This window comes from Xanthomonas sp. NCPPB 2250, assembly GCF_056725265.1.
Map to the genome: position 1 here is coordinate 3,175,153 of NZ_CM161520.1, position 24,502 is coordinate 3,199,654.

Annotated in this window: 22 protein-coding genes; 7 read left to right on the forward strand and 15 right to left on the reverse strand. The window is 69.3% G+C overall.

Annotation, left to right across the window (positions count from 1 at the left end; all coding sequences use genetic code 11):
* The 5 genes from eno to AC1PMG_RS12550 form a co-directional block, all read right to left on the reverse strand.
* Entirely contained in the window at positions 1 to 1,293 is a 1,293-nt protein-coding gene (gene eno, locus AC1PMG_RS12530) for a phosphopyruvate hydratase (RefSeq protein WP_043095786.1), read from the reverse strand.
* 177 nt (positions 1,294 to 1,470) lie between these two features.
* Positions 1,471 to 1,794: a hypothetical protein gene (locus tag AC1PMG_RS12535; RefSeq protein ID WP_481109102.1), complete on the reverse strand. Its 324-nt coding sequence runs from the start codon at positions 1,792 to 1,794 to the stop codon at positions 1,471 to 1,473.
* Positions 1,795 to 1,879: 85 nt separating this feature from the next.
* On the reverse strand, positions 1,880 to 2,710 hold the full coding sequence (kdsA, locus tag AC1PMG_RS12540) for a 3-deoxy-8-phosphooctulonate synthase (protein WP_481109103.1): 831 nt from the start codon (positions 2,708 to 2,710) through the stop codon (positions 1,880 to 1,882).
* 330 nt (positions 2,711 to 3,040) lie between these two features.
* Positions 3,041 to 4,705: a CTP synthase gene (locus AC1PMG_RS12545; RefSeq protein WP_017912623.1), complete on the reverse strand. Its 1,665-nt coding sequence runs from the start codon at positions 4,703 to 4,705 to the stop codon at positions 3,041 to 3,043.
* Between the two features lie 137 nt (positions 4,706 to 4,842).
* Positions 4,843 to 5,097, reverse strand: a complete 255-nt coding sequence (locus AC1PMG_RS12550) for a hypothetical protein (RefSeq protein WP_010343426.1) — start codon at positions 5,095 to 5,097, stop codon at positions 4,843 to 4,845.
* A 165-nt stretch (positions 5,098 to 5,262) separates the two neighbouring features.
* Between AC1PMG_RS12550 and parE the strand changes: the two genes are divergently transcribed.
* Positions 5,263 to 7,152, forward strand: a complete 1,890-nt coding sequence (gene parE / locus AC1PMG_RS12555; RefSeq protein WP_481109104.1) for a DNA topoisomerase IV subunit B — start codon at positions 5,263 to 5,265, stop codon at positions 7,150 to 7,152.
* 186 nt (positions 7,153 to 7,338) lie between these two features.
* Here parE and AC1PMG_RS12560 read toward each other — a convergent pair whose 3' ends face one another.
* Entirely contained in the window at positions 7,339 to 8,157 is an 819-nt protein-coding gene (locus AC1PMG_RS12560) for a CDP-diacylglycerol diphosphatase (RefSeq protein WP_481109105.1), read from the reverse strand.
* 202 nt (positions 8,158 to 8,359) lie between these two features.
* Between AC1PMG_RS12560 and AC1PMG_RS12565 the strand changes: the two genes are divergently transcribed.
* Positions 8,360 to 9,817 carry a S10 family peptidase gene (locus AC1PMG_RS12565; protein WP_407136985.1) on the forward strand — a complete coding sequence of 486 codons (1,458 nt, stop codon included), beginning with the start codon at positions 8,360 to 8,362 and terminating at the stop codon, positions 9,815 to 9,817.
* A 233-nt stretch (positions 9,818 to 10,050) separates the two neighbouring features.
* Here the strand turns inward: AC1PMG_RS12565 and AC1PMG_RS12570 are convergent, their stop codons facing one another.
* Together AC1PMG_RS12570 and AC1PMG_RS12575 are read right to left on the reverse strand one after the other, a co-directional pair.
* A complete protein-coding gene (locus AC1PMG_RS12570; protein ID WP_481109106.1) occupies positions 10,051 to 11,172 on the reverse strand; it encodes an inorganic phosphate transporter in 1,122 nt (373 codons plus the stop codon).
* Positions 11,173 to 11,257: 85 nt separating this feature from the next.
* Positions 11,258 to 11,884 carry a DUF47 domain-containing protein gene (locus AC1PMG_RS12575; protein ID WP_017911076.1) on the reverse strand — a complete coding sequence of 209 codons (627 nt, stop codon included), beginning with the start codon at positions 11,882 to 11,884 and terminating at the stop codon, positions 11,258 to 11,260.
* A 259-nt stretch (positions 11,885 to 12,143) separates the two neighbouring features.
* Here AC1PMG_RS12575 and AC1PMG_RS12580 point away from each other — a divergent pair, with 259 nt between their 5' ends.
* Together AC1PMG_RS12580 and AC1PMG_RS12585 are read left to right on the forward strand one after the other, a co-directional pair.
* Positions 12,144 to 13,487 (forward strand): hemolysin family protein, encoded by a 1,344-nt coding sequence (locus tag AC1PMG_RS12580; RefSeq protein WP_267084274.1) that lies wholly within the window; start codon positions 12,144 to 12,146, stop codon positions 13,485 to 13,487.
* Positions 13,471 to 14,133 (forward strand): exopolysaccharide biosynthesis protein, encoded by a 663-nt coding sequence (locus AC1PMG_RS12585; protein WP_342073490.1) that lies wholly within the window; start codon positions 13,471 to 13,473, stop codon positions 14,131 to 14,133. Before AC1PMG_RS12580 ends, AC1PMG_RS12585 begins: the two co-directional genes overlap by 17 nt.
* Before the next feature lie 32 nt (positions 14,134 to 14,165).
* On the opposite strand, the gene AC1PMG_RS12590 is transcribed toward AC1PMG_RS12585, so the two are convergent.
* Positions 14,166 to 14,354, reverse strand: a complete 189-nt coding sequence (locus AC1PMG_RS12590) for a hypothetical protein (RefSeq protein ID WP_481109107.1) — start codon at positions 14,352 to 14,354, stop codon at positions 14,166 to 14,168.
* 202 nt (positions 14,355 to 14,556) lie between these two features.
* A complete protein-coding gene (locus tag AC1PMG_RS12595; RefSeq protein ID WP_295862161.1) occupies positions 14,557 to 15,555 on the reverse strand; it encodes an LLM class flavin-dependent oxidoreductase in 999 nt (332 codons plus the stop codon).
* Positions 15,556 to 15,945: 390 nt separating this feature from the next.
* Between AC1PMG_RS12595 and AC1PMG_RS12600 the strand changes: the two genes are divergently transcribed.
* The gene (locus tag AC1PMG_RS12600) at positions 15,946 to 16,752 is read left to right on the forward strand and encodes a glucose 1-dehydrogenase (RefSeq protein WP_481109108.1); all 807 of its coding nucleotides are present in this window, start codon (positions 15,946 to 15,948) and stop codon (positions 16,750 to 16,752) included.
* 134 nt (positions 16,753 to 16,886) lie between these two features.
* On the opposite strand, the gene AC1PMG_RS12605 is transcribed toward AC1PMG_RS12600, so the two are convergent.
* Together AC1PMG_RS12605 and AC1PMG_RS12610 are read right to left on the reverse strand one after the other, a co-directional pair.
* On the reverse strand, positions 16,887 to 17,624 hold the full coding sequence (locus AC1PMG_RS12605) for a sulfurtransferase (RefSeq protein ID WP_481109109.1): 738 nt from the start codon (positions 17,622 to 17,624) through the stop codon (positions 16,887 to 16,889).
* A 115-nt stretch (positions 17,625 to 17,739) separates the two neighbouring features.
* Positions 17,740 to 18,105: a DUF6164 family protein gene (locus tag AC1PMG_RS12610; RefSeq protein WP_481109110.1), complete on the reverse strand. Its 366-nt coding sequence runs from the start codon at positions 18,103 to 18,105 to the stop codon at positions 17,740 to 17,742.
* Between the two features lie 67 nt (positions 18,106 to 18,172).
* Here AC1PMG_RS12610 and AC1PMG_RS12615 point away from each other — a divergent pair, with 67 nt between their 5' ends.
* Both AC1PMG_RS12615 and AC1PMG_RS12620 read left to right on the forward strand, forming a co-directional pair.
* A complete protein-coding gene (locus AC1PMG_RS12615; protein WP_017911084.1) occupies positions 18,173 to 18,616 on the forward strand; it encodes an FKBP-type peptidyl-prolyl cis-trans isomerase in 444 nt (147 codons plus the stop codon).
* Between the two features lie 13 nt (positions 18,617 to 18,629).
* Positions 18,630 to 19,892 carry a TIGR03862 family flavoprotein gene (locus tag AC1PMG_RS12620; protein WP_481111667.1) on the forward strand — a complete coding sequence of 421 codons (1,263 nt, stop codon included), beginning with the start codon at positions 18,630 to 18,632 and terminating at the stop codon, positions 19,890 to 19,892.
* 26 nt (positions 19,893 to 19,918) lie between these two features.
* Here AC1PMG_RS12620 and AC1PMG_RS12625 read toward each other — a convergent pair whose 3' ends face one another.
* The 3 genes from AC1PMG_RS12625 to AC1PMG_RS12635 all read right to left on the reverse strand — a co-directional run bounded on the left by AC1PMG_RS12625 (position 19,919) and on the right by AC1PMG_RS12635 (position 24,361).
* Entirely contained in the window at positions 19,919 to 22,105 is a 2,187-nt protein-coding gene (locus AC1PMG_RS12625; RefSeq protein WP_481109111.1) for a diguanylate cyclase domain-containing protein, read from the reverse strand.
* A gap of 139 nt (positions 22,106 to 22,244) precedes the next feature.
* Positions 22,245 to 22,721, reverse strand: coding sequence for a GNAT family N-acetyltransferase (locus AC1PMG_RS12630; protein WP_481111668.1), 477 nt, complete (start codon positions 22,719 to 22,721; stop codon positions 22,245 to 22,247).
* 17 nt (positions 22,722 to 22,738) lie between these two features.
* Entirely contained in the window at positions 22,739 to 24,361 is a 1,623-nt protein-coding gene (locus tag AC1PMG_RS12635; protein ID WP_481109112.1) for an FMN-binding glutamate synthase family protein, read from the reverse strand.
* Positions 24,362 to 24,502: the final 141 nt, after the last annotated feature.

Sequence of the window (24,502 nt, forward strand, 5' to 3'; positions counted from 1 at the left end):
TTATCGCTTGAGCGAGACGAACGCGTCGCGCCCGGCGTAGCGCGCGGCGCTGCCGAGCGCTTCCTCGATGCGCAGCAGCTGGTTGTACTTGGCCACGCGATCGCTGCGGCACAGCGAACCGGTCTTGATCTGGGTGGCGGTGGTGGCCACGGCGATGTCGGCGATGGTGGTGTCCTCGGTCTCGCCGGAACGGTGCGAGACGATCGCCGCGTAGCCGGCCTTGTCGGCCATGGCGATGGCTTCCAGGGTCTCGGTCAGGGTGCCGATCTGGTTGACCTTGATCAGGATCGCGTTGGCGGTGCCGGACTCGATGCCCTGCTTGAAGATCTTCGGGTTGGTCACGAACAGGTCGTCGCCGACCAGCTGCACCTTGCTGCCGATGCGGTCGGTGAGCAGCTTCCAGCCGGCCCAGTCGTCCTCGGCCAGGCCGTCCTCGATGCTGACGATCGGATACTGCGCGGCCCAGTCGGCGAGGAAGTCGACGAACTGCTCGCTGGTCAGGCGCTTGCCCTCGCCCACCAGGTGGTACTTGCCGTTGTCGTAGAACTCGCTGGAGGCCACGTCCAGGCCCAGCAGCACGTCCTCGCCTGCGGTGTAGCCGGCCTTGCCGATCGCTTCCAGGATGGTGTCCAGCGCTTCCACGTTGCTGCGGAAGTCCGGGGCGAAGCCGCCCTCGTCGCCGACCGCGGTGGACAGGCCGTGGCCTTTCAGCACCGACTTCAGCGCGTGGAAGATCTCGGTGCCGGCGCGCAGCGCCTCGGAGAACGAGGCGGCGCCGACCGGCAGCACCATGAACTCCTGGAAATCGACGTTGTTGTCGGCATGCGCGCCGCCGTTGATGATGTTCATCATCGGCACCGGCAGCGCCAGGTTCGCGGTGTTGCCCGCGGCCAGCGACTGCCACAGCGGCTGCTTGCGCGAGGCGGCAATGGCATGCGCATTGGCCAGCGAGACGCCGAGCAGCGCGTTGGCGCCCAGGCGGCCCTTGTTCTCCGTGCCATCCAGGTCGATCAGGCGGCGGTCCAGGCCCTGCTGGTCGGCGGCGTCGAAGCCTTTCAGCGCGCTGGCGATGGTGGTGTTGACGTTCTCCACCGCCTTGCGCACGCCCTTGCCCAGGTAGCGGGTCTTGTCGCCGTCGCGCAGCTCGACCGCTTCCTTGGTGCCGGTGGACGCGCCCGAGGGCACCGCGGCACGACCGAACGAACCGTCCTCCAGGATGACATCGGCTTCCAGCGTGGGATTGCCGCGGCTGTCGAGGATTTCACGGGCGTGGATGCTGCGGATCGTACTCATGGGCGGGCCGGTTACCTGTAGGAAGAGGGGGCGGAAACGAATGCCGGCTGATTATCCCTGGCCGCCCGTTCCTTGCCAAATCCCGCCTCGGGCGAGGCACCGCATGGCAAGGGCATCCAGTGTCGAATCCAGCGTCCTGCCAGGGAGATCGGGGATCGGGGCCAAGGCCCGAATCCATTACATTCCGAAGAGAAACCGCACGATCAGGACCAGCAGCACCAGCACCAGGCCAGCGGCGATGCCCGCGGGGAGGCGGTCGCGGCGCGCCCCCCAACCCTGCACAGCCGCGATCAGCGCGCCCAGCGCAGACACCGCCAGCACCAGCAAACCGCCCAAGATCCAGGGCTGCATCGCCAGGATGCCGTGATTGCCATCGCCGGGCGCACCATTGGCGCGCGCGAAAGCAAGCAACACCACGCCCAGCGCCGCCCAGGCCAGCAGCGCCAGCAGCAGCGCGCACCGCCCCCAGGAACGGACGCGAACCTGGTCAGGCGGGTTCATCGCCCTTGCCCAGGAGCGCAGGCAGACGCCCGGCAGGACGCGACCCGCCAGCAAGCGAACGGATACCGCGACTGCAGCCCGCGCCTCATGCGAAGCGCGAGAAGCCGTGCTTCTTGGTCACCGCGTCCAGTTCCATCAGCGTTTCCAGCAACGCTTCCATCTGCTCCAGCGGCCACGCATTGGGGCCGTCGGACAGTGCCTTGGACGGGTCCGGATGGGTCTCGGCGAACACGCCGGCCACGCCCACGGCCACCGCCGCGCGCGCCAGCACCGGCACGAACTCGCGCTGGCCGCCGGAACTGCCGCCCTGCCCGCCCGGCAGCTGCACCGAATGGGTGGCATCGAACACCACCGGGCAGCCGGTCTCGCGCATCACGCTCAGCGAGCGCATGTCGCTGACCAGGTTGTTGTAGCCGAAGCTCGCGCCGCGCTCGCAGACCATGATCTGCTCGTTGCCGGTGGACTTGGCCTTCTCCACCACCGGCTTCATGTCCCACGGCGACAGGAACTGGCCCTTCTTGATGTTGACCGGCTTGCCGGCGGCGCACACGTTCTTGATGAAATCGGTCTGCCGCACCAGGAACGCCGGGGTCTGCAGCACGTCCACCACCGCCGCCACCTCGTGCATCGGCGTGTACTCGTGCACGTCGGTCAGCACCGGCACGCCGATCTGGGTCTTCACCGCCTCCAGCACCTTCAGCCCTTCCTCCAGGCCGGGGCCGCGGAAGCTGGTGCCGGAGGTGCGGTTGGCCTTGTCGAAGCTGGACTTGAAGATGAAGTTGATGCCCAGCCGGCCGGTGATCTCCTTGAGCCTGCCGGCGACGTCGAGCTGCAGCTGCATCGACTCGATCACGCACGGGCCGGCGATCAGGAACAGCGGCTGGTCCAGGCCGACGTCGAAGCCACACAGTTTCATTGAATCACCTATCGGTTGAGCCCCGCACCGTTCGGGCACGAGATTTTTGGCGAGGTTACTCCCCTCTCCCACCGGGAGAGGGGTCGGGGGTGAGGGTCCGGGCGAAGCCTCATGGAATCAATCCCCTCTCCCGCCGGGAGAGGGGTTGGGGTGAGGGTCCGGCGAAGCCTCATGGATCAAGCCCCTCTCCCGCCGGGAGAGGGGTTGGGGTGAGGGTCCGGGCGAAGCCTAGGGAATTCAAGTTCGCAAGGCTTCGCCCCGTACCCTCATCCGGCGCTTCGCGCCACCTTCCCCCAAAAAGGGGGCCATGGTCCCGAAGGGAGAAGGAACTTACGCGCGCGCTTCCTTCAGCAGCTTGCCGCCCGCCTTGCGCTCGCGCGCGGCGCGTACGAAGCCGATGAACAACGGATGGCCGTCGCGCGGCGTGGACAGGAATTCCGGGTGCGCCTGGCAGGCCAGGAACCACGGATGCGTCTCGCGCGGCAACTCCACCATCTCCACCAGGGTGTCGTCCATCGACTTGGCGGCAATCACCAGGCCGGCGTCCTCAAGCTGGGTGCGGTAGCGGTTGTTGAACTCGTAGCGGTGGCGATGGCGCTCGGCGACCACGTCCTTGCCGTACAGCTCGCGCGCCAGCGTGCCCGGCTTGAGCCGCTGCTCCTGCAGGCCCAGGCGCATGGTGCCGCCGAGATCGGACTTCTCGTCGCGCTTCTCGACATCGCCAGTGGCGGTGCGCCATTCGGTGATCAGGCCGATCACCGGGTACGGCGACTGCCGGTCGTTCTCGGTGCTGTTGGCCGCGTCCAGCCCGGCGACATGCCGCGCATAGTCGACCACCGCAGCCTGCATGCCATAGCAGATGCCGAAGTACGGCACGCCGTGCTGGCGTGCGTAGCGCGAGGTCAGCACCTTGCCTTCGAAACCGCGGTCGCCGAAGCCGCCCGGCACCAGGATGCCGTCCACGTCGGCCAGGGCCGCCATGTCGCTGCCTTCCAGGTCTTGCGCTTCCAGCCACTTCAGGTTGACCTTGGTGCGCTGGCGCAGGCCGCCGTGCTTGAGCGCCTCGCCGACCGACTTGTACGCGTCCTGGTGGTCGACGTACTTGCCGACCACGGCGATGGTGACCTCGTCGAGCGGATGCTTGATCGCGTCGACCACCGCCTCCCACTCCGACAGGTTGGCCGCGCCGACCTTGTCGCGCAGCTTGAACTGGTCGATGACGATCTCGTCCAGGCCCTGCCGGTGCAATTCCAGCGGCATGCCGTAGAGCACGTCGATGTCGGCGGCGCTGATCACCGCGCGCTCGGAGACGTTGGTGAACAGCGCGATCTTGCGCCGCTCCGAATCCGGGATCGCCTGCTCCGAGCGGCACAGCAGCACGTCCGGCTGGATGCCGATCGAGCGCAGTTCCTTGACCGAATGCTGGGTCGGCTTGGTCTTCAGCTCGCCGGCCGCGGCGATGTACGGCACCAGGGTCAGGTGCATGAACATGGCTTTCTCGGCGCCGCGCTCGGTGCGCACCTGGCGGATCGCCTCCAGGAACGGCAGCGACTCGATGTCGCCGACGGTGCCGCCGATCTCGACCAGGGCCACGTCGTAGCCGGCGGTGGCTTCATCCACGCAGCGACGGATCTCGTCGGTGATGTGCGGAATCACCTGCACGGTGGCGCCGAGGTAGTCGCCGCGGCGCTCCTTGCGGATCACGTTCTCGTAGATGCGCCCGGTGGTGACCGAATTCTTGCGCGACAGGCGCGTGCGCACGAAGCGCTCGTAATGCCCCAGGTCAAGGTCGGTCTCGGCGCCGTCGTCGGTGACGTACACCTCGCCGTGCTGGAACGGGCTCATCGTGCCCGGGTCGACGTTGATGTAGGGGTCCAGCTTCATCATCGTGACCGACAGGCCACGTGCTTCGAGAATGGACGCAAGCGAAGCGGCCGCGATGCCCTTGCCAAGCGAGGACACTACGCCGCCGGTAACGAAGATCAGGGGGGTCATGGCTCAAAGGCCTCCCGGAAAGCCATAGTTTAACGGGTGAAGCGGATTTGCCCAAGCGCTTTCGCGCAACAGCCGCCCCACAAAAAAGCGACGCCCCGGGCGACCGGGGCGTCGTGTGCAGGAAACCGCGCGAAAGCTTAAGGCTTGCGCGCTTCCTCTTCCTCTTCCTTCTTCGGCGCGGCCGCATCCTTGCCGGCCTTGTGCTCGGCGGCCGCGGCGGCGCGGCGCTTGGCCTTGGCATCGGCCTCGGCCTTTTCCTTGGCGACCTGCGCCTCATAGGCGGCGGCACCGGAGGCGGCCGGATCGGCGCTCTGCGCCTGGGCCATCGCGACCGGCACGGCCACCGCGGCGGCGACCAGGGCGGCCAGGGTCAACAGCTTGCGAACGTTCATGGCGGACTCCTTTGGGACGTGCGACGAAGATGTGGGCGACGTCGCGGTTTTTCCAGGGTCAGCGTAGCGCGACGCCGCCGCACCTGCCCTGAACACCGGCGACGTGCAAAAAACCGCCGCAGACCGCACACTTCCGGATCTGCTTCGCGCCACCTGCTGAGACGCATGAATACCCGCTACAACGCTGCCGACATCGAAGTTCTCTCTGGCCTGGACCCGGTCAAGCGCCGGCCCGGCATGTACACCGACACCGCTCGGCCAAACCATCTGGCCCAGGAAGTCATCGACAACGCCGTGGACGAGGCGCTGGCCGGCCATGCCCGGCACATCGAGGTGACGCTGTACAAGGACGGCAGTTGCGAGGTGTCCGACGACGGCCGCGGCATGCCGGTGGACATCCACCCGGAAGAGAAGATCTCCGGCGTCGAACTGATCCTGACCCGGCTGCATGCCGGCGGCAAGTTCAGCGACCGCAACTACACCTTCAGCGGCGGCCTGCACGGCGTCGGCGTCAGCGTGGTCAATGCGCTGTCCAATCGGGTGGAACTGTTCATCAAGCGCGAAGGCAACGAGTACCGCATGGCCTTCGCCGACGGCCACGCCGCCTCCAAGCTGGAAGTCGTCGGCAGCGTCGGCAAGAAGAACACCGGCACGCGTCTGCGCTTCTGGCCGGACCCGAAGTATTTCGACACGCCGAAGTTCGCGGTGCGCGCGCTGCGCCACCTGCTGCGCGCCAAGGCGGTGCTGTGCCCCGGCCTGACCGTCAAGCTGCACGACGAGGCCACCGGCGAGCAGGACACCTGGTACTTCGAGGACGGCCTGCGCGACTACCTGCGCGGCGAGCTGGCCGAGCGCGAGCTGCTGCCGGCCGAGCTGTTCGTCGGCAGCCTGAAGAAGGACCGCGAGATCGTCGACTGGGCGGTGGCCTGGGTGGTGGAAGGCGAGCTGGTGCAGGAGAGCTACGTCAACCTGATCCCCACCGCGCAGCACGGCACCCACGTCAACGGCCTGCGCAGCGGCCTCACCGACGCGCTGCGCGAGTTCTGCGATTTCCGCAACCTGCTGCCGCGCGGCGTGAAGCTGGCGCCGGAAGACGTGTGGGACCGCGTGGCGTTCGTGCTGTCGCTGAAGATGACCGACCCGCAGTTCAGCGGCCAGACCAAGGAACGCCTGTCCTCGCGCCAGGCCGCCGGCTTCATCGAAGGCGCCGCGCACGATGCCTTCAGCCTGTGGCTGAACCAGAACGTGGAGACCGGCACGCGCATCGCGCAGATCGCCATCGACCGCGCCAGCGCGCGGCTGAAGACCGAGAAGCAGATCGTCCGCAAGAAGGTCACCCAGGGTCCGGCGCTGCCGGGCAAACTGGCCGACTGCATCAGCCAGGATCTGTCGCGCACCGAACTTTTCCTGGTCGAGGGCGACTCGGCGGGCGGCAGCGCCAAGCAGGCCCGCGACAAGGATTTCCAGGCGATCCTGCCGCTGCGCGGCAAGATCCTCAACACCTGGGAAGTGGCCTCCGGCAGCGTGCTGGCCTCGGAGGAAGTGCACAACCTGGCGATCGCGATCGGCTGCGACCCGGGCAAGGAGGAGATCGACGGCCTGCGCTACGGCAAGGTGGTGATCCTGGCCGACGCCGACTCCGACGGCCTGCACATCGCGACCCTGCTGACCGCGCTGTTCCTGCGCCACTTCCCCGCCCTGGTGCGCGCCGGCCACGTGTTCGTGGCGATGCCGCCGCTGTTCCGCGTGGACGTGGGCAAGCAGGTGTTCTACGCGCTGGACGAGGAAGAGAAGCGCTCGCTGCTGGACAAGATCGAACGCGAGAAGATCAAGGGCCAGGTCAGCGTCACCCGCTTCAAGGGCCTGGGCGAGATGAATCCGCAGCAGTTGCGCGAATCCACCATCCACCCGGACACCCGGCGCCTGGTGCAGCTGACCGTGGACGACGGCGACCAGACCCGCTCGCTGATGGACATGCTGCTGGCCAAGAAGCGCGCCGGCGACCGCAAGCAGTGGCTGGAGACCAAGGGCGACCTGGCGTCGCTGGAGGTCTGAGGCGATACACGCGCGGCTGTTTGCTGCCGTCGTAGGGGCGGCTTCTGCCGCGACCCGGCGTTGTCGGGAAAGCCCTGTCGCGGCTGAAGCCGCTCCTACGACAGATGACGACAGCATGCCGGGCTTACGCACCGGCATCCTCGTGCGTCACGCTGGCCGTCTGGCGATCGACTGCCTTCCGGGCCGTCAGCCGTGCGCAGGCGCCGCCGGCATCACGCCCGTGCAGTCGTGATCCTGCAGTTCCTCCGCGCCAACGCCATCGCCAGGAAGCGCGGTGGCCGCCAGCAGCACGAAGCCGGGGCGGCCCTTGAACTCCGCGCCGACCACCGCCAGGGTCTGGTGCGCCATGCTCTGCTGCGGCGGCAAGCTGCGCGCCAGCAGGGTCAGCGGATTCGCATCCAGTTCTTCGCCCTCCACGCGCATCGCCCGATAGGCGTGGCCGTGCAATGGCTGCGGCAGCGGCGCCCAGGTCGGGCCGATCAAGGCCTGCATCGCCTGCAGTTGGTCGCGCACCTGCGGGGCCAGGCAATCGATATGGACATGCAACTGGTCCTGCGACCGCGCCGAGGGCGGGTTGATCGTCAGGCTGGTCAGCTCGCGCGGCAGCGGCCGGTTCAGCAACCGCTCGACCCGGCTGCGTGCCTGCCAGGCCAGGTCCAGCCAGTTCGGCGCGCCGGCGGCGCGGGCGCGCGGATCTTCGATCCCGCTCACCGGCACCGTCGGAATCAGCAGGTACTGGTAGTCGCCGCGCAAGTCCTTCATCAAGGCATAGCGTTGGCCGGGCTCGGCATGCACTTCGCTGCAAGGGGCCGGATCGGCGCCGGCGCGCGCCTGCGGCAGGCAGCGCGTGCTCAGCAGCCGCCACAGGCGCTGGCGATCGTGGGCATGCGGATCGTGCGCCGCCGGCGACTCGGCCACGGGCGGCGGCAATGGCACGCTGGCGCAGCCGGCCAGCAACGCCGCCAGGAACAGGCTTAGCGGCAGGCGGAAACGAAGGACAAGCATGCGCAGCGGACCGGACACGGGACGGACCGGCGATTGTAGCCAGCGCCGATGAACCGGCATGGCGCGGCCGCGGGACTGCGGACCATGGCTTTGTGCACATCCGCCGCGCCGACGCCGCGGCCTAGCATGCCGGCTCCCTCCCTGCGAGCGACCGCCCGTGCCGACCTTCCCTTCCGTGCTGCTGGCCGTGCTGCTGGCGGCGATGCCGATGACCGCGGCGCTGGCCGCCGATGCCGATGCGGGCAATGCCGACAAGGGCGACAAGCCCGCCGCCGCCGAACCGGCGCCGCTGCCGGCCGACGCACAGACCAGCCAATCCACCCAGCTCGACGGCCGTACCCTGCGCTACACGGTCAAGGTCGGCACGCTGCCGGTGAAGGACAAGCAGGGCAAGGTCGTCGCCGACGTGGTCTATACCGCCTACACCATGGACGGCAAGGACCGTCCGGTCACCTTCGCGCTCAACGGCGGCCCCGGCGCGGCCTCGGTGTACCTCAACCTGGGCGCGATCGGGCCGAAGGTGGTGGCGTTCGGCAGCGAAGGCGACAGCGCCTCGGCGCCGGCGCAGCTGCGCGACAACCCCGGCACCTGGCTGGACTTCACCGACCTGGTGTTCATCGACCCGGTCGGCACCGGCTTCAGCCGCTCGCGCGTGCCCGACGAGCAGGCCAAGAAGCAGTTCTACAACCCACAGGCCGACATCGAGTACCTCTCGCGCACCATCTACGACTGGCTGCTGAAGAACCAGCGCCTGCAGTCGCGCAAATACCTCGTCGGCGAAAGCTACGGCGGCTTCCGCGGCCCGCGCATCACCCACTACCTGCAGACCAAGCTCGGCGTGGCGATGAACGGCGTGGTCCTGGTCTCGCCGTATCTGAACCCGACCCTGGACGACAACGGCGACGTCTCGCCGCTGCCGTGGATGCTGACCCTGCCGTCGATCACCGCCGCACGCCTGGAACGCGAGGGCAAGCTGACCCCGGAAGCGATGCGCCAGGTAATCGACTACACCCGCGGCGACTACGTCACCGCGCTGCTGCGCGGGCGCTCCGACCCGGCCGGCACCACCCGCATGATCCAGCAGGTGACCGCGATGACCGGCCTGGACCCGGCCTTCGTGCGCCGCGCCGGCGGCCGCCTGGAGACCCAGGCCTACTTGCGCGAGGTGTTCCGCGACAAGGGCGAACTGGGCAGCCGCTACGACTCCAACGTCACCGCCTTCGACCCGTTCCCCAACGCCCCCGAGCAGCGCGCCAACGACCCGCTGCTGGACAGCATCATCGCTCCCACCACCACCGCGATGGTCGATTTCGTGACCCGCGTGGTCGGCTGGAAGATCGACGCCCGCTATCAGGCGCTGAACTACGACGTGAACCGGCTGTGGGACTGGGACGACGAACTGCGCAAGGGCTCGGTGACCGAGCTGCGCCAGTCGGTGGCGATCGACCCGAAGCTGCGCGTGCTGATCGTGCACGGCTGGAACGACCTGTCGTGCCCGTTCATGGGCTCGGTGCTGACCGTGGACCAGATGCCGGTGATGGGCAACGACCCCACGCGCGTGCAGGTCAAGAACTACCCCGGCGGCCACATGTTCTACAACCGCGCCGACAGCCAACGTGCGCTGCGTCAGGACGTGATGGCGATGTATCGGGCCAACTAGCGGGGATTGGGCATTCGGGAGTGGGGATTCGCAGAAGCGGATCCCCAGTGCTGAAGCCGGGATTGGAGATTGGTGGGATTGGGGATTCGTAAACGTCGCACCTTGGCAGCGCGAGCCAGTAAGAATGGGCTTCGTCTACACCGCTAGAGTGCGGCGGCGAACGCGGGACATCAGGCTAGCCGGGAACCCGCCTTAGCGAATCCCCACTCCCGACTCCCCAATCCCCGCCCCACTCACACCCACCCAGCCAGCGCAAACCCGCGGAAAATCAGATACGCCACGCCGGCAGCGGCCGGGATCGTCAGGATCCAGGCCCAGACGATGCGTTCGATGACGCCGAAGCGCAGCGAGCGCGGGTTCTTGGCGAAGCCCACGCCCATGATCGCGGTGGAGATGCTGTGGGTGGTGGACACCGGCATGCCGAAGTGCGCGGCCAGGGTCAGGATCGTGGCCGAGCTGGTCTCCGCGGCGAAGCCGTGGATCGGATGCAGCTTGACCATCTTGTGGCCCAGGGTCTTGATGATCTTCCAGCCGCCGGAGGCGGTGCCGGCGGCCATCACCACCGCGCAGGTCAGCACGATCCAGGTGGCGATGCCCTGCCCCTGGCTGGCGTCGGGATGCAGGAACGCCAGCCACGACGGCAGGTCGTCCAGGGCGCCGGTGCTCTGCGCGCCGAGCAGGGTCATGGCGATGATGCCCATGGTCTTCTGCGCGTCGTTGTGGCCGTGCGCATAGCCCATGTACGCGGCCGAGGCGATCTGCGCCTTGCCGAAGAAGGCATTGACCCAGCGCGGCCGCGCCAGCCGCCCGAGCGGGCCGCCCAGCTTGGCCAGGCCGGCGATCGCCGCCCACAGCAGCAGCATCACCGCGATGCCGAGCAGGAAGCCGGCGATCGGCGAGGTGACCATCGGCACGAACACCTTCCACAGCAGGCCCTTGTTCTTGGCCCAGTCGCCGAGGTTCTGCGACCAGATCAGCGCGCCCCAGTTGTTGTGCGCGGCGGCCAGGCCGGCGCCGCACAGGCCGCCGATCAACGCGTGCGAGGACGAGGACGGCAGGCCCTTCCACCAGGTGATCAGGTTCCAGACGATGCCGCCGAGCAGCGCGCACAGCACCACCTGCGGGGTCACCGCGACCACGTCGGTGTTGAGCAGGCCGGAGGCGATGGTCATCGCCACGGCGGTGCCGGTCAGCGCGCCGACCAGGTTCATCGCCGCGGCCAGCATCACCGCCCAGCCGGGGCTGAGCACCTTGGTGGCGACCACCGTGGCGATCGAGTTGGCGGTGTCGTGGAAGCCGTTGATGAATTCGAACACCAGCGCCGCCAGGATCACGATCAGGACCAGGGTCAGCATCGGCGCGCCTCCACGCACGCGGCGGCGGCGGCCGGCGCGCGCAGGGCGCCACGGCCGCGCAGGCAGCAACTCCGCAGCGCGTCCATCAGGAGTTCTTCAGCACGATCTGGTAGACCACCACGCCGGCCTCGCGGCAACGGTCGATGGCCTTCTCCAGGATTTCGAAGAACTCCTTGAGCAGGAACATCTGCAGGTTGTCCAGGCGCCCGGAGTAGATGTCGCGGTACAGCTCCAGCATCAGCCGGTCGGCCTCGTTCTCCAGCGAGCGCAGCTTGTCGTTGAGCGCGCTCATCCGGTCCAGGTTCATGTGGCGCAGGTCGTGGACCATCTCCACCACCACCGCCGCGGCCTGCTCCAGCATCGCCGAGCGCGGCGCGAAATCGATGTGCTCCAGGTGCTGGATCGCCAGCGAATAGCGATCGGCGAACTTCTCCACCTGCTTGGGGATCTTGTACAGGGCCGAGCCCAGCGCCTCGATGTCCTCGCGCTCGATCGGGGTCATGAAGCTGTCCACCAGCGCCTGGCCGATCTTGTCGGAGGCCGCGCGCTCGCGCAGGCGCGCCAGCTTGAAGCCGTCCAGCGCCGGCTGCCGGTCGGACTCGCGCATCATCGCGTGCAGGGCCTTGGTGCTGTCGTAGGCGGCCTGCGCCGCCTCGTCGAGCAGGGTGTAGAACTGCTTGCCGGAACCGAAGATGGTCTGCAACGAAAACATGCAACGCGCTTCCCGCCGTCGCGGGAAGGACGGCACTGGGGCGGAATTATGACTGTTTGCTGACACCTGCGGGTAGTCGCGGCTCCCGGGCCGGCCCTGGCGACGTCGGCGCGGCGTGGACGCGGCCCCCGCCCGGGTTTGTTACCATCGCCGCCGCGCCCTTCGCGGGCGCACCCTATGGACGACCACCCCACACCCCCTCCCCCGCGCCGCAACGGCGCCCATGTCCCCGCTTTCCTTGGCGCCAAGGAGCGCGCGCATGCTTGAACTGTTGATCGTTGCAGCCCTCATCCTGCTCAACGGTTTCTTCGCGATGTCCGAGATGTCGCTGATGACCTCGCGCAAGAGCCGGCTGAAGCAGATGGCCCAGTCCAGCACGCGCGCGGCCAAGGCCCTGGCGCTGGCCGAGAACCCCGAGCACTTCCTGTCCACCGTGCAGATCGGCATCACCGCCATCGGCATCCTGACCGGTACCTTCGGCGGCGAGGCCATGGGTGTGGCGATCGCGGCCAAGCTGCAGGCGCTGTTCCCGGCGCTGGCGGCCAACTTCACCCTGTTCGGCGATCCGCAGCCGTGGTCGGCGCTGATCGGCAAGACCCTGGCGATCGTGCTGATCACCTTCCTGACGCTGATCTTCGGCGAACTGGTGCCCAAGCGCCTGGCCCTGACCCGTTCGGAGGTCATCGCCGGCGTCGTCGCCATCCCCATGGGCTGGCTGGCCAAGGCCGCCGCGCCGTTCGTCTGGGTGCTGTCGCGCTCGACCCGGCTGGTGCTGCGTCTGCTCGGCCTGGGCAAGGAGGAATCGGCCTCGGTGACCGAAGAGGAGATCCGCATGCTGGTGGCCGAGAGCCACGAGGCGGGCGTGATCGACGCGCACGAGCGCGACATGATGAACCGGGTCATGCGCCTGGGCGACCGCACCGCCGACAGCCTGATGACCCCGCGCAACCGCATCGCCTGGCTCGACGCCAACGCCGAGCCGCAGCGCAACCTGCAGGTGATGCGCGAACACGAGTTCTCGCGCTATCCGGTGTACCGCGGCAGCGACCAGGACATCGCCGGCGTGCTGGAGGTGAAATCGCTGGTCACGCGCATGGACGGCGATGCCACTCAACTCTTCCAGAGCCTGCGCGACACCTTGTTCGTGTCCGAGTCCACCCACGCGATGAAGCTGCTGGAGATCTTCCGTGAGGAGCAGCAATCGATGGCGCTGGTGGTGGACGAGTACGGCGAGATCCAGGGCCTGGTGACGATCAGCGACTTGATGGGCGCGGTGGTCGGGCGCCTGCAGTCGGCCGACAACGCCGACGAGGACGCGCTGGTGGTGACCCGCGCCGACGGCTCGCTGCTGATCGACGGTTCGCTGGCGATCGAGGACCTGCGCGAGCTGCTGGGCGGCGCCGAGCTGCCCAGCGCCGAGGAAGGCGACTACAACACCCTGGCCGGCCTGTGCATCTACTACTTCGGCCGCATCCCGCACGCGGGCGAGTTCTTCGACTGGGCCGGCTGGCGCATCGAGATCGTGGACCTGGACGGCGCGCGCGTGGACAAGCTGCTGCTGCGCAAGCTGCAGGACGAGAATAGCGATGACATCACCGGGTGACGCACCCGGCGGCGCGCCGCACGAGCGCGACCACGGCTACAGCGCCGAGGGCATCCGCACCCTGCTCGACACCTTCGTCCTCGGCGACCCGGACGAACACCTGCGGCTGCGGCTGATCCTCGCCGACCTGCAGCAGAGCGCGTTCGGCGTGTTCCTGTTCGTGGCGATCCTGCCGGCGTTCCTGCCGGTGCCGGGCCTGGCCGGCGGCATCAGCGGGCCGCTGGTGACGCTGATCGGCGTACAGATGCTGATCGGCCTGCGCAAGCCGTGGCTGCCGCGCTTCATCGGCGAGCGCGGGCCGCGCCGCCGCACCATGCAGCGCTTCGTCGGCCGCATCGCGCCGTGGCTGCGACGCCTGGACCGGCTGCTCAAGCCGCGCCTGCCGATGCTGGTCGATACCCTGCCGGCACGCGCTTTCAGTGGGCTGCTGCTGATCGTGCTGGGGATCCTGCTGTCGCTGCCGATCCCGTTCACCAACTACGCCTTCGGCGCGATGCTGTTGCTGTTCGCGCTGGCATTGCTGGAACGGGACGGCGGGCTGATGCTGCTGTCATGGCTGGGCAGCATCGCCGTGGCGCTGAGCCTGGGGTTGGCCTCGGACCAGGTGGTCGACCTGGGCCGGGAGTGGATGCAGAAGCTGCGCTGACCGCACGCGGCAGTGGAGCGCCCGCTGCCCGCTTACTTCACCAGATACAGTTCCGTCTCGCTGGCGAATACGTTGCGCATGTGCGACGGCCGCACGGACGCACCCTTGGCCGGGCGCTCCGCCGTCTGGACGCGCAGGCGCTCCAGGCATTTGTTCATCTGTTGCAAGGCCGCCTCCAGTCCACATTCGTGCACCGGCGCCATCGGATGCTGTGCGTTCATTGCCGATCCCCCTGTTCGCGTCAGTTGTACGGCCGTGTCCTCAGGCCGAGCGCCACGCTGATGCGCGACGCGAAACGATGACATACCCGGGAAAATCAAGACATCGTGAAAGCGGTGCACGGTGTGATGCACATCAACACAAATGGAGCTGATGAGCGCCCGCGCGCGTCTGCGCGTGTAGACACGCGCGCAGATGTGCGCATCAGGCGGCCGCGGCGACCTGTGTCCAGGCGTCCGACGCCAGTTGGAACGAGCGCAAACGCGCCGCATGATCGTGGATGTTGGCGGTCAGCAGCAACTCGTCCGGGCGATGCCGCGCGACGAAGTCGGACAGGCCCTGTGCGACCGCGTCGGCATCGCCCAGCACCGTGCAGGCCAGGGCGCGTTCCACACCCAGCTTCTCGTGCGGCGCCCAGAACGCCTCGATGTCGTCGATCGGCGGCGGAATCAGTCCGGGGCGGCCGCGGCGCAGGTTGACGAAGCTCTGCTGCTGGGTGGTGAACAGACGCCGCGCCTCGGCCGTGGACGCGGCGGCCACCACGTTGAGGGCGAGCACCGCGTATGGCGCCTGCAGGCGCGTGGAAGCGCGGAACTCGCGGCGATACACCGCCAGCGCCTCGTCCATCGCGTCCGGGGCGAAATGCGAGGCGAAGGCGAACGGCAGGCCCATCGCCGCGGCCAGTCGCGCGCTGAACAGGCTGGAGCCGAGCAGCCACACCGGCACCTCGATGCCGGCGCCGGGCACGGCGCGCACCAGTTGTCCGTCGACTGCCGGCTCGAAATAGCGCAGCAGTTCGGCCACGTCGTGCGGGAACTGGTCGGCACTGTCGAAATAACGGCGCAACGCGCGTGCCGTGGCCTGGTCGGTGCCGGGTGCGCGGCCCAGGCCCAGGTCGATGCGACCGGGATACAGCGAGGCCAGCGTGCCGAACTGTTCGGCCACCTGCAGCGGCGCGTGGTTGGGCAGCATGATGCCGCCGGCGCCGACGCGGATGCGCCTGGTGCCGCCGGCCACGTGCCCGATCAACACCGCGGTGGCGGCGCTGGCGATGCCGGGCATGTTGTGGTGCTCGGCCAGCCAGTAGCGGTGGTAGCCCCAGCGTTCGGCGTGCTGGGCCAGGTCCAGCATGTTGGCGAAGGCGGCGCTGGTGTCGCTGCCTTCGCAGACCGGGGCGAGGTCGAGGATGGAGATCGGCATCATGGTGCGGCAGGTTCCTGCAGGTGATGCCGACGAGATGGGGGCGCGCGGCGTCGCTTGCAGGGGGCGCGACCGGAACGCTGATTTGCGCTGGGTGTGGATGTGGATGTGGATGTGGATGTGGCTGTGGATGTGGCTGTGGATGTGGGTGTGGGTGTGGGTGTGGGTGTGGACAGGATGCTTGGCTGGCGGTCGTACCCTCACCCCAACCCCTCTCCCGGCGGGAGAGGGGCTTTGGCTTCTCCCTTCTCCCGCCGGGAGAAGGTGCCCCGCAGGGGCGGATGAGGGTACGGGCGCAGCCTCGCATCGTCAGATCAACGCAAGCGCCGTTACCACATGGGTTGCACAGCGCGCTGGCTAGGCTGACACAATCTCCCTCGCCCGGTCGCCCCAATGTCGCTGATCCCATCGCCCGCCCCTGTCCCCGCCCTGCCCTTACGCGACCGTGTGGTGCTGGTCACCGGCGGCGCGCAGGGCATCGGCCGCGGTGTGGTGCAGGCAGTGCTGGGGGCTGGCGGCAACGTCGTGTTCGGCGATCTCGATGCCGATGCCGGGCGTGCCTGCGTCGCCGAGCTGGACGTCGGAGAACGCCTGCTGTTCCGTCGCGTCGACGTGGCCGCCGAAGCGAGCGTGCGCCGCTTCGTCGATGCCGCGCTGGCGCGGTTCGGCCGCATCGATGGTCTGGTCAACAACGCCGGCATCGCCGATCCGCATACCGGCCCACTGGAGCAACTGTCGCTGCGCGAATGGAACCGGCGGCTCGGGGCGAGCCTGGGCGGTGCGTTCCTGTGCAGCAAACATGCCCTGCCGGCGTTGCGCGACAGCCGCGGCGGCGGCGCCATCGTCAACATCGCCTCCACCCGCGCGCAGCAGTCCGAACCGGACACCGAGGCCTACGCCGCGTCCAAGGGCGGACTGGTGGCCTTCACCCATGCGCTGGCGATCAGCGCCGGGCCGGCGGTGCGGGTCAACTGCATCAGCCCCGGCTGGATCGCCACCGACGCCTGGCGCAAGCCGAACGCACGACGCACGCCCAGACTGTCGCGCCAGGACCATGCGCAGCACCCGGCCGGACGGGTCGGTGAGCCGCCGGACATCGGCACGCTGGCGGTCTACCTGCTGTCGGCGCAGGCCGGCTTCATCACCGGCCAGGAGTTCGTGGTCGACGGCGGGATGACGCGCAAGATGCGGTACGCCTGACGGCGTGGGGATTGGGGAGTCGGGATTGGGGATTCGTTAAAGCCGCTGCTGCTTCGCCTGACGGGCCACGTGCATCAGCTGGCAGCAACCCGCCTTTGCCAATCCCCAATCCCGACTCCCCAATCCCGCGGCGATCAGCCGCCCACCAGCGGCCGCAACTGCGGATCCAGCGCCACGCGCTCATCGAAGACGAAGCAGCGGCCGTCGTAGCCTTCGCCGCCCACCTCCTCGAAGTAGCCGAGGATGCCGCCGTCCAGTTGCAGCACGTTGTCCATGCCGTCGGCGCGCATCCACAGCGCGGCCTTCTCGCAGCGGATGCCGCCGGTGCAGAAGCTGACCACGGTGGCGTCGGCCAGCGCCGCGCGATGCGGGGCCAGCGCTTCCGGCAGCTCGGTGAACTTGACGATCGGCAGGGTCAGCGCGCCCGCGAAAGTGCCGTAGACCACTTCCTGCGCATTGCGCGTGTCCAGCAGCACCACGCGCCGGCCGGCGTCGTCGTGGCCCTGGTGCAACCAGCGCTGCAGGGTGGCCGGCGCCACCGCCGGCGCGCGCGCCGCCTCCAGCGGCGAGGCGGCGTCGCGGCGGAAGCTGATGATCTCCGGCTTGACCTTGACCTTCAGCCGCGCGAACGGCTGCTGCGCGCTGGGGCTGGTCTTGACGCGCAGATCGGCGAAGCGCGGGTCGGCGCGCAGCTGCGCGTAGAAGCCGTCGATCGCCGCCGGCGCGCCGGCGAGGAACAGGTTGATGCCCTCGCCCGCCACCAGCACCGTGCCGCGCAGGTCGCCGTCCTGCGCCCAGGCATGCAATTGCGCGGCGAGCGCGTCGGGATCGGCGATGGCGACGAAGTGGTAGGCGGCGGTGTTGGCGATCATCGGCGCATTTTAGAGCCTGCGCCACCCGACCGCTGCAGCAACACGGCCCGCGCCTCCCGCGCACGGCGCTTCGGCGAAGCGCGTCGAGGCATGCCCCCAATCGCCAGCGTCGCCGCTAGCCGCGCAGCAGCAGGAACGGCAGCAGCACCAGCGAGGCGACCAGCAGCATGCCCAGCAGCGTCGCCAGCACGAACAGCGGGCGCTGCCGCAGCAGACTGGCGAAGGTCTCCGCGCTGCCGTCGCGCAGCGCCGCGGCACGGTCGGCGCGGGCGCGTTCGCCACGCTGGGCCTGGTACTCGGCCAGCAGCGCCTTGGCCCGCGCCTGCTCGGCGTCCTCGCGCAACCAGATGCCACCGGCGGAGATGCCGAAGGTGCCGGCGCGGGTTTCGTAGTAGCCGATGCCGGCGGCGTCGAGCAGCGCGCAGACCTCGGCGCGTTCGTCGTCGGGCACGTGACGCAGGTTGAGCAGCAGTTTGGCCATGCGCCGCATGATAGCCGCTGCGGCGATGCGCTACCCTTGCACGCCCTGCCCGCCGTGGACGTCCCGCATGCGCCGAATCCTGCTGCTGTTGAGCCTGTCGTTGCCGGCGTGGCTGCTGATTGGCTGCACCCCGCCGGGTCCGCCGCCCGGCGGCAGCATCGCTGCGTTCCAGGCCACCGACGAGCGCGTCGGCGACGGCGCCGAGGCCCGCCCCGGCAGCCGGGTCACCGTGCACTACACCGGCTGGCTGTACGACGAGCACGCCAAGGACAAGCGCGGCGAGAAGTTCGATGCCTCCGCCGACCACGGCCAGCCTTTCAGCTTCGTGCTCGGCGCCGGCCAGGTGATCCGCGGCTGGGACGAGGGCGTGGCCGGCATGCGCGTGGGCGGCAAGCGCCTGCTGATGCTGCCGTCGGACTACGGCTACGGCGACAGCGGCGCCGGCGGGGTGATCCCGCCGGGCGCCTCGCTGGTGTTCGAGGTCGAACTGCTCGATGTCCAGCCGCGTTGAGCCGACTGCGCCGATGCCCGCCGCCAAACAGGCCGCACCGGTGCGCGGCCGTCTCGCCATCGTCGGCGGCGGCCCGGCCGGGCTGATCGCCGCCGAGACCGCACGCGCCGCCGGTGCCGAGGTCGATGTATACGAGGCCAAGGGCTCGGTGGGACGCAAGTTCCTGATCGCCGGCAAGGGCGGCCTCAACCTGACCCACTCCGATCCGTTCGAGCGCTTCGTCGCGCGCTATCGCGAGCGCGCGACGGCGGTCGGCGAGTGGCTGGCCGACTTCGATGCCGACGCGCTGCGCGCCTGGGCGCAGGCGCAGGGCGTGGAGACCTATGTGGGCAGCTCCGGCCGGGTGTTCCCGCTGGACCGCAAGGCCGCACCGCTGCTGCGCGGCTGGGTGCGGCGGCTGAAGGACGCCGGCGTGCGCTTCCACGTGCAGCAGCGCTGGCTGGGCTGGGACGCGGACGGCGCGCTGCGTTTCGCCGGCGCCGACGGCGAGCAGCGCGTGCAGGCCGATGCCTGCGTGCTGGCGCTCGGTGGCGGCAGCTGGCCGCAACTCGGCTCCGACGGCGCCTGGCAGGACACGCTGCGCGCGCGCGGCGTGGAGGTGGCGCCGCTGCAGCCGGCCAACTGCGGCTTCGACGTGGACTGGAGCGCGCATTTCCGCGAACGCCACGCGGGTGCTCCGCTGAAGCCGGTGGTCGCGCACTGGCACGATGTGCAGGGCCAGGCACAGTCGCTGCAGGGCGAGTGCGTGGTCGGCGAGCACGGCATCGAGGGCAGCCTGATCTATGCGCTGGCCGCGGATCTGCGCGATTCCATCGCCGCACACGGCCCGGCCACGTTGTGGCTGGACCTGGCACCGGGCCGCGACCTGTCGCGGCTGCAGGCCGAACTGGGCAAGCCGCGCGGCGGCCGCAGCTTCGGCGAGCACCTGCGCCGCCAGGCCGGCATCGACGGGGTCAAGGCGGCGCTGCTGTTCGAGATCCTGGGCAAGCAGGCCGGCCAGGATCCGGCGCTGGCCGCGGCCACGCTCAAGCGCCTGCCGCTGACCCTGCTGCGCCCGCGCCCGCTGGCCGAGGCGATCAGCAGCGCCGGCGGCGTGCGCCTGGAAGCACTGGATGCGCAGCTGATGCTACGGGCGCTGCCCGGCACCTTCTGCGCCGGCGAAATGCTCGACTGGGAAGCGCCGACCGGTGGCTACCTGCTCACCGCGTGCTTCGCCAGCGGCGTGCGTGCGGGGCGCGGCGCGGTGGCCTGGCTACAGCGTCAAGCCGCGCACTGACCTTCGGCGCACGCGCCACGCGGCGCTCAGAGCACCGCGATCTGTACCCGCGCCTGCGGATCGCGCTTGGCCACGTACATGGCCTCGTCGGCGCGCTGGGTGAGCAGCACCGGATCGAAACCGGGCCCGGCCTGCACGGCGATGCCGATGCTCGGCTGCAAGGGCAGATGCCGGCCGCTGACCACGCAGCCTTCCGCGCACGCCTGCATGATCCGCGCCGCGGCCGCCAGCACTTCGCGCCTGGCGTCGGCCAGGCCTTCCAGCAGCACCACGAACTCGTCGCCGCCCAGCCGGGCGATGCTGTCCTGCCCGCGCAGGCATCCCTGCAGCAGTCGCGCGAAGTGCACCAGCAGCGCATCGCCGACGTGGTGGCCGAAACGGTCGTTGACGCTCTTGAAGTCGTTCAGATCCAGGAACATCACCGCCACCTGGCCCTGGCCGCGGCGCTCGTTCATGCGCCGCCGCAGGGTCTGGTTCCAGGCCATGCGGTTCGGCAGCCCGGTCAGTTCGTCGCGCAGCGCGCGTTCTTCCAGCAGCCGCGCCAACCGGGTCTGCCCGGTGATGTCGCTGATCATCAGATGCAGGCCGATCCGTTGCGGCGCCAGCGCCACGTCCGGAATCAGGCTGAAGTGCATGATCCGCAATGCATCGGTGGCATCGCACAGCTCGGCGTCGAACTGCGCCGGCACGCCCTGCAGCGCCGCCGCCAGGTGGGGTTGCAGCAGCGCCAGTTGCTGCGGATCCAGCACCTCGTGCAGGCGGCGGCCGACGATGCGCTCCGGCGCCAGCGCGAACCACTCCGCATACGGCCGATTGACGAACTGGTAGCGCAGGTCGCGGTCGAGATAGGCGATCAGCGCCGGCGCGTTGTCGGCGATGGTGCGCAGCTGCGCCTCGTTGTCGCGCAGGCGGTGTTCGGCCAGGTGCTGCTCGGTGATGTCCTGGATGTGGGTGACGAAATGCAGCGGGCGCCGCTGTTCGTCGCGCACCAGCGACACCGCCAGACGCGCACGCACGGTATGGCCGTCGCGATGGCGGTAACGCTTTTCGCTGCGGTAGTCGCTGCGGCGCCCGGCGATCAACGCGGCCACCTGCTCCATGTCCTCGGCCAGGTCCTCGGGATGGGTCAAATCCTGGAAACGCAGTTCCAGCAGCTCCGCGCGGCTGTAGCCGAGCATCGTGCACAAGGCATCGTTGACGTCCAGCCAGTGCCCTTCCAGCGACACCAGCGCCATGCCGTGCGCGGCCGCCGAGAAGGCGCCGGAGAAACGCTGCCCGGCCAGCAGCGCCGCATGCGACGCCGCGCGTTCGACGCTGACGTCGCGCATCACGCACACCGCGCCCAGGCTGCGCCCATTGCGGCCTTCCAGCCGTTCCGCATTGCACAGCACGCTGCGCGGCGGTTGTCCCTTGGCGGCGATCACCATTTCCGCATCGCGCACCGATTCGCCGCGCCAGGCACGGACCAGCGGCACCTCGTCGCTGGTCAGCAGCCGCTGGCCGCTGGCGTCGAACAGGTCGAAGTACTCCGCCCACTGTTCGGGCGGCAAGGCACGCGGATCGGCGCCGTGCCACTGGCGCGCCACCTGGTTGAACTCGCCCAGCGTGCCGTCGGCCTGGCACGACACCACGCCGTCGGGCATGGTTTCCAGCAGCAGGCTCAAGGTCTTGGCCTGGTCGTGGGCGATGCGCGCGTCGCGGCGCGCCTCCAGATGCGCGGTGACCTGCCTGGCCAGCCGCTGCAGGCCCTCGCGCTGGCGCGCGTCCAGTTGCCGCGGACGGATGTCGACCACGCACAGCGTGCCGTAGCTATGGCCCTGGTCGCCGAGCAACGGCATGCCGGCGTAGAAACGCAGATGCGGCGCACCGCACACCAGCGGGTTGCCAGCGAAGCGCGGGTCCAATGTGGTGTCCGGCACCTCCAGCAACTGCGGCGACAGCAAGGCGTGCGCGCAGAACGCCAGTTCGCGGGGGTAATCGGTGGTGCCGGCAGGCAGGCCGCAACTGGCCTTGAGCCATTGCCGGCGCTCGTCGATCAGCGAAATCAGCGCGATCGGCGCCTCGCACAACTGGCTGGTCAGCCAGATCAGGTCGTCGAACGCCGGTTCCGGTGCGGTGTCCAGCATCCCCAGCTCGGCCAGCGCGCGCAGGCGCTCGGCTTCGTCGACGGGCAGCGGCGCGGGAACGACGTCGGGGACCGAGGGCTGATTCATGCGCGGCACGCTGGGAAGGAACCGGCACGATAACGGGCGGCGGCAGCGATGGCGAGCCTGCGCGACCGATGCGGCAATGCAAAAAAAGCGAATGCCCCGCCCCGCTGCCGTCACAACGCACCGTTGTGGGATGCCTACCTCATGGCGCCGCCGGCGCGGCGCGCTTCTCCATGAACACGCAATCGAGGACGATCCCGCTGGGATGCGGGTAGCTTCCCTCGCGCAGCACGGCATAACCCTGAGCACGGTAGAACGCCACCGCATTCAGCGCCGCGGCGAGATGGATGCGCGGACACGGCGCCAGGCGCTGCTCCAGCGCCTGCAGCAGGCGCCGGCCGAGGCCGCTGCCACGCAGCGCCGGGTCCACGAACAGTCCGTCGATTTCTGCGCCGGCCACGTCGACGACGCCGAAGCCGAGCACGCGACCGTCACGGTCCTCGGCGACGATCGCGCCGCCCGCAGCCACCAGACCGCAATACGATGCCGGCGGCGGCGCTGAGGACCAGCGCGCGATCACCTTCGGCGGGTAATGGCTGCTGCACACCTCGCGTACGCAACGGGTGCGCAACGCCCACAGCGTCGGGATGTCCTCGGGCACCCCGGGCCGCAACCGTATCGGCGGCGGCACCGCGCTCATTGCGACTTGCTGTCGCGCAGGCGGCGGATGCGTTCCGGCGGCTGGAACGAATCGCTGCGCGCGTCGCCCCAGTAATCGTGGAAGACCGCATGGTCGGGCACCGTGCGCAGCAGTTCGCCCGGCTCCAGGTAGCGGTACAGCGAGGCCAGCGAGCGGATCTCCACCTGCGAGATGCGGCGCAGGATGTGCTCCGGCCCCAGTTGCGACGGATGCGTCAGCCCGGCGGCGCTGAGCAGTTCGCGCAACGCCTTGAGCGTATTGGCGTGGTAGTGCGCGACCCGGGTGGCCTTGTCGGTGGGATCCAGATGCTGCCAGCGGCGCCGGTCCTGGGTGGCGATGCCGGTCGGGCAGCGGTCGCTGTGACAGCTCAGCGACTGGATGCAGCCCAGCGCGAACATGAAGCCGCGCCCGGCGTTGCACCAGTCCGCGCCCAACGCCAGGGTGCGCGCGATGTCGAAGGCGCTGGTGATCTTGCCGGCGGCGCCGAGCTTGATGCGCTCGCGGATGTCCAGCCCGACCAGGGTGTTGTGCACCAGCAGCAGGGCCTCGTGCATCGGCACGCCGACGTGGTCGATGAACTCCGCCGGCGCCGCGCCGGTGCCGCCCTCGGCGCCGTCGACGACGATGAAATCCGGGTACAGCTCGCTTTCCTGCATCGCCTTGGCGATGGCGAACCACTCCCAGGGGTGGCCGATCGCCAGCTTGAAACCGGTGGGCTTGCCGCCGGACAGTTCGCGCAGCTGGGCCACGAACTGCAGCAGCTCCAGCGGCGTGGTGAACGCCGAATGCCGCGACGGCGAGACGCAGTCCTGGCCCATGGCGACGCCGCGGGTGGCGGCGATCTCGGCACTGACCTTGGCCGCCGGCAGCACGCCGCCGTGGCCCGGCTTGGCGCCTTGCGAGAGCTTGACCTCGATCATCTTGACCTGCTCCAGCGTCGCGTTGGCGACGAAGCGCTGCGGGTCGAAGCGCCCCTGCTCGTCGCGGCAGCCGAAGTAACCCGAACCGATCTCCCACACCAGGTCGCCGCCGCACTCGCGGTGGTAGGGCGAGATCGAGCCCTCGCCGGTGTCGTGGTAGAAGCCGCCCTGGCGCGCGCCGGCGTTGAGCGCGCGGATGGCGTTGGCCGACAGTGCGCCGAAGCTCATCGCCGAGATGTTGAACACGCTGGCCGCATACGGCTGCGCGCAGTCGGCGCCGATGGTGACGCGGAAGTCGTGGTCGGCGATCTCGCTGGTGGCCAGCGAATGGTTGATCCATTCGTAGTCCGGCGCGTAGGTGCTGCGCTGGGTGCCGAACGGCACCACGTCCATGACGTTCTTGGCGCGCTGGTAGACCAGGGCGCGCTGCTGCCGCGAGAACGGCGCCTCCTCGATGTCGCTCTGCAGGAAGTACTGGCGCATCTCCGGGCCGACCGATTCCAGGCCGTAGCGGAAATGCGCCAGGATCGGGTAGTTGCGGCGCAGGGTGCTGCGGGTCTGCAGCAGATCCACGGTGCCCAGCACCGCCAGCACCGCGAAGGCCGCCACGCCCCAGCCCCACAGCGGCCAGATCGCGCACAGGGCGATGGACAGCGCCAGCAGCACACAGCTGGCGATATAGGCTAGGTAGCGGTGCATCGCGGTCCTCGCAGGCGTCGGAAGCCGGCGAGTGTAGAGGGTGTCGCGGTCATGGCGTTGCAACCGCCGCCGGGGCCGCTTGGCGCAGGTACAGCCAGCGCATGCCAACCCGCCGGCAACGCCGGACGGCGCGCGCCCGGG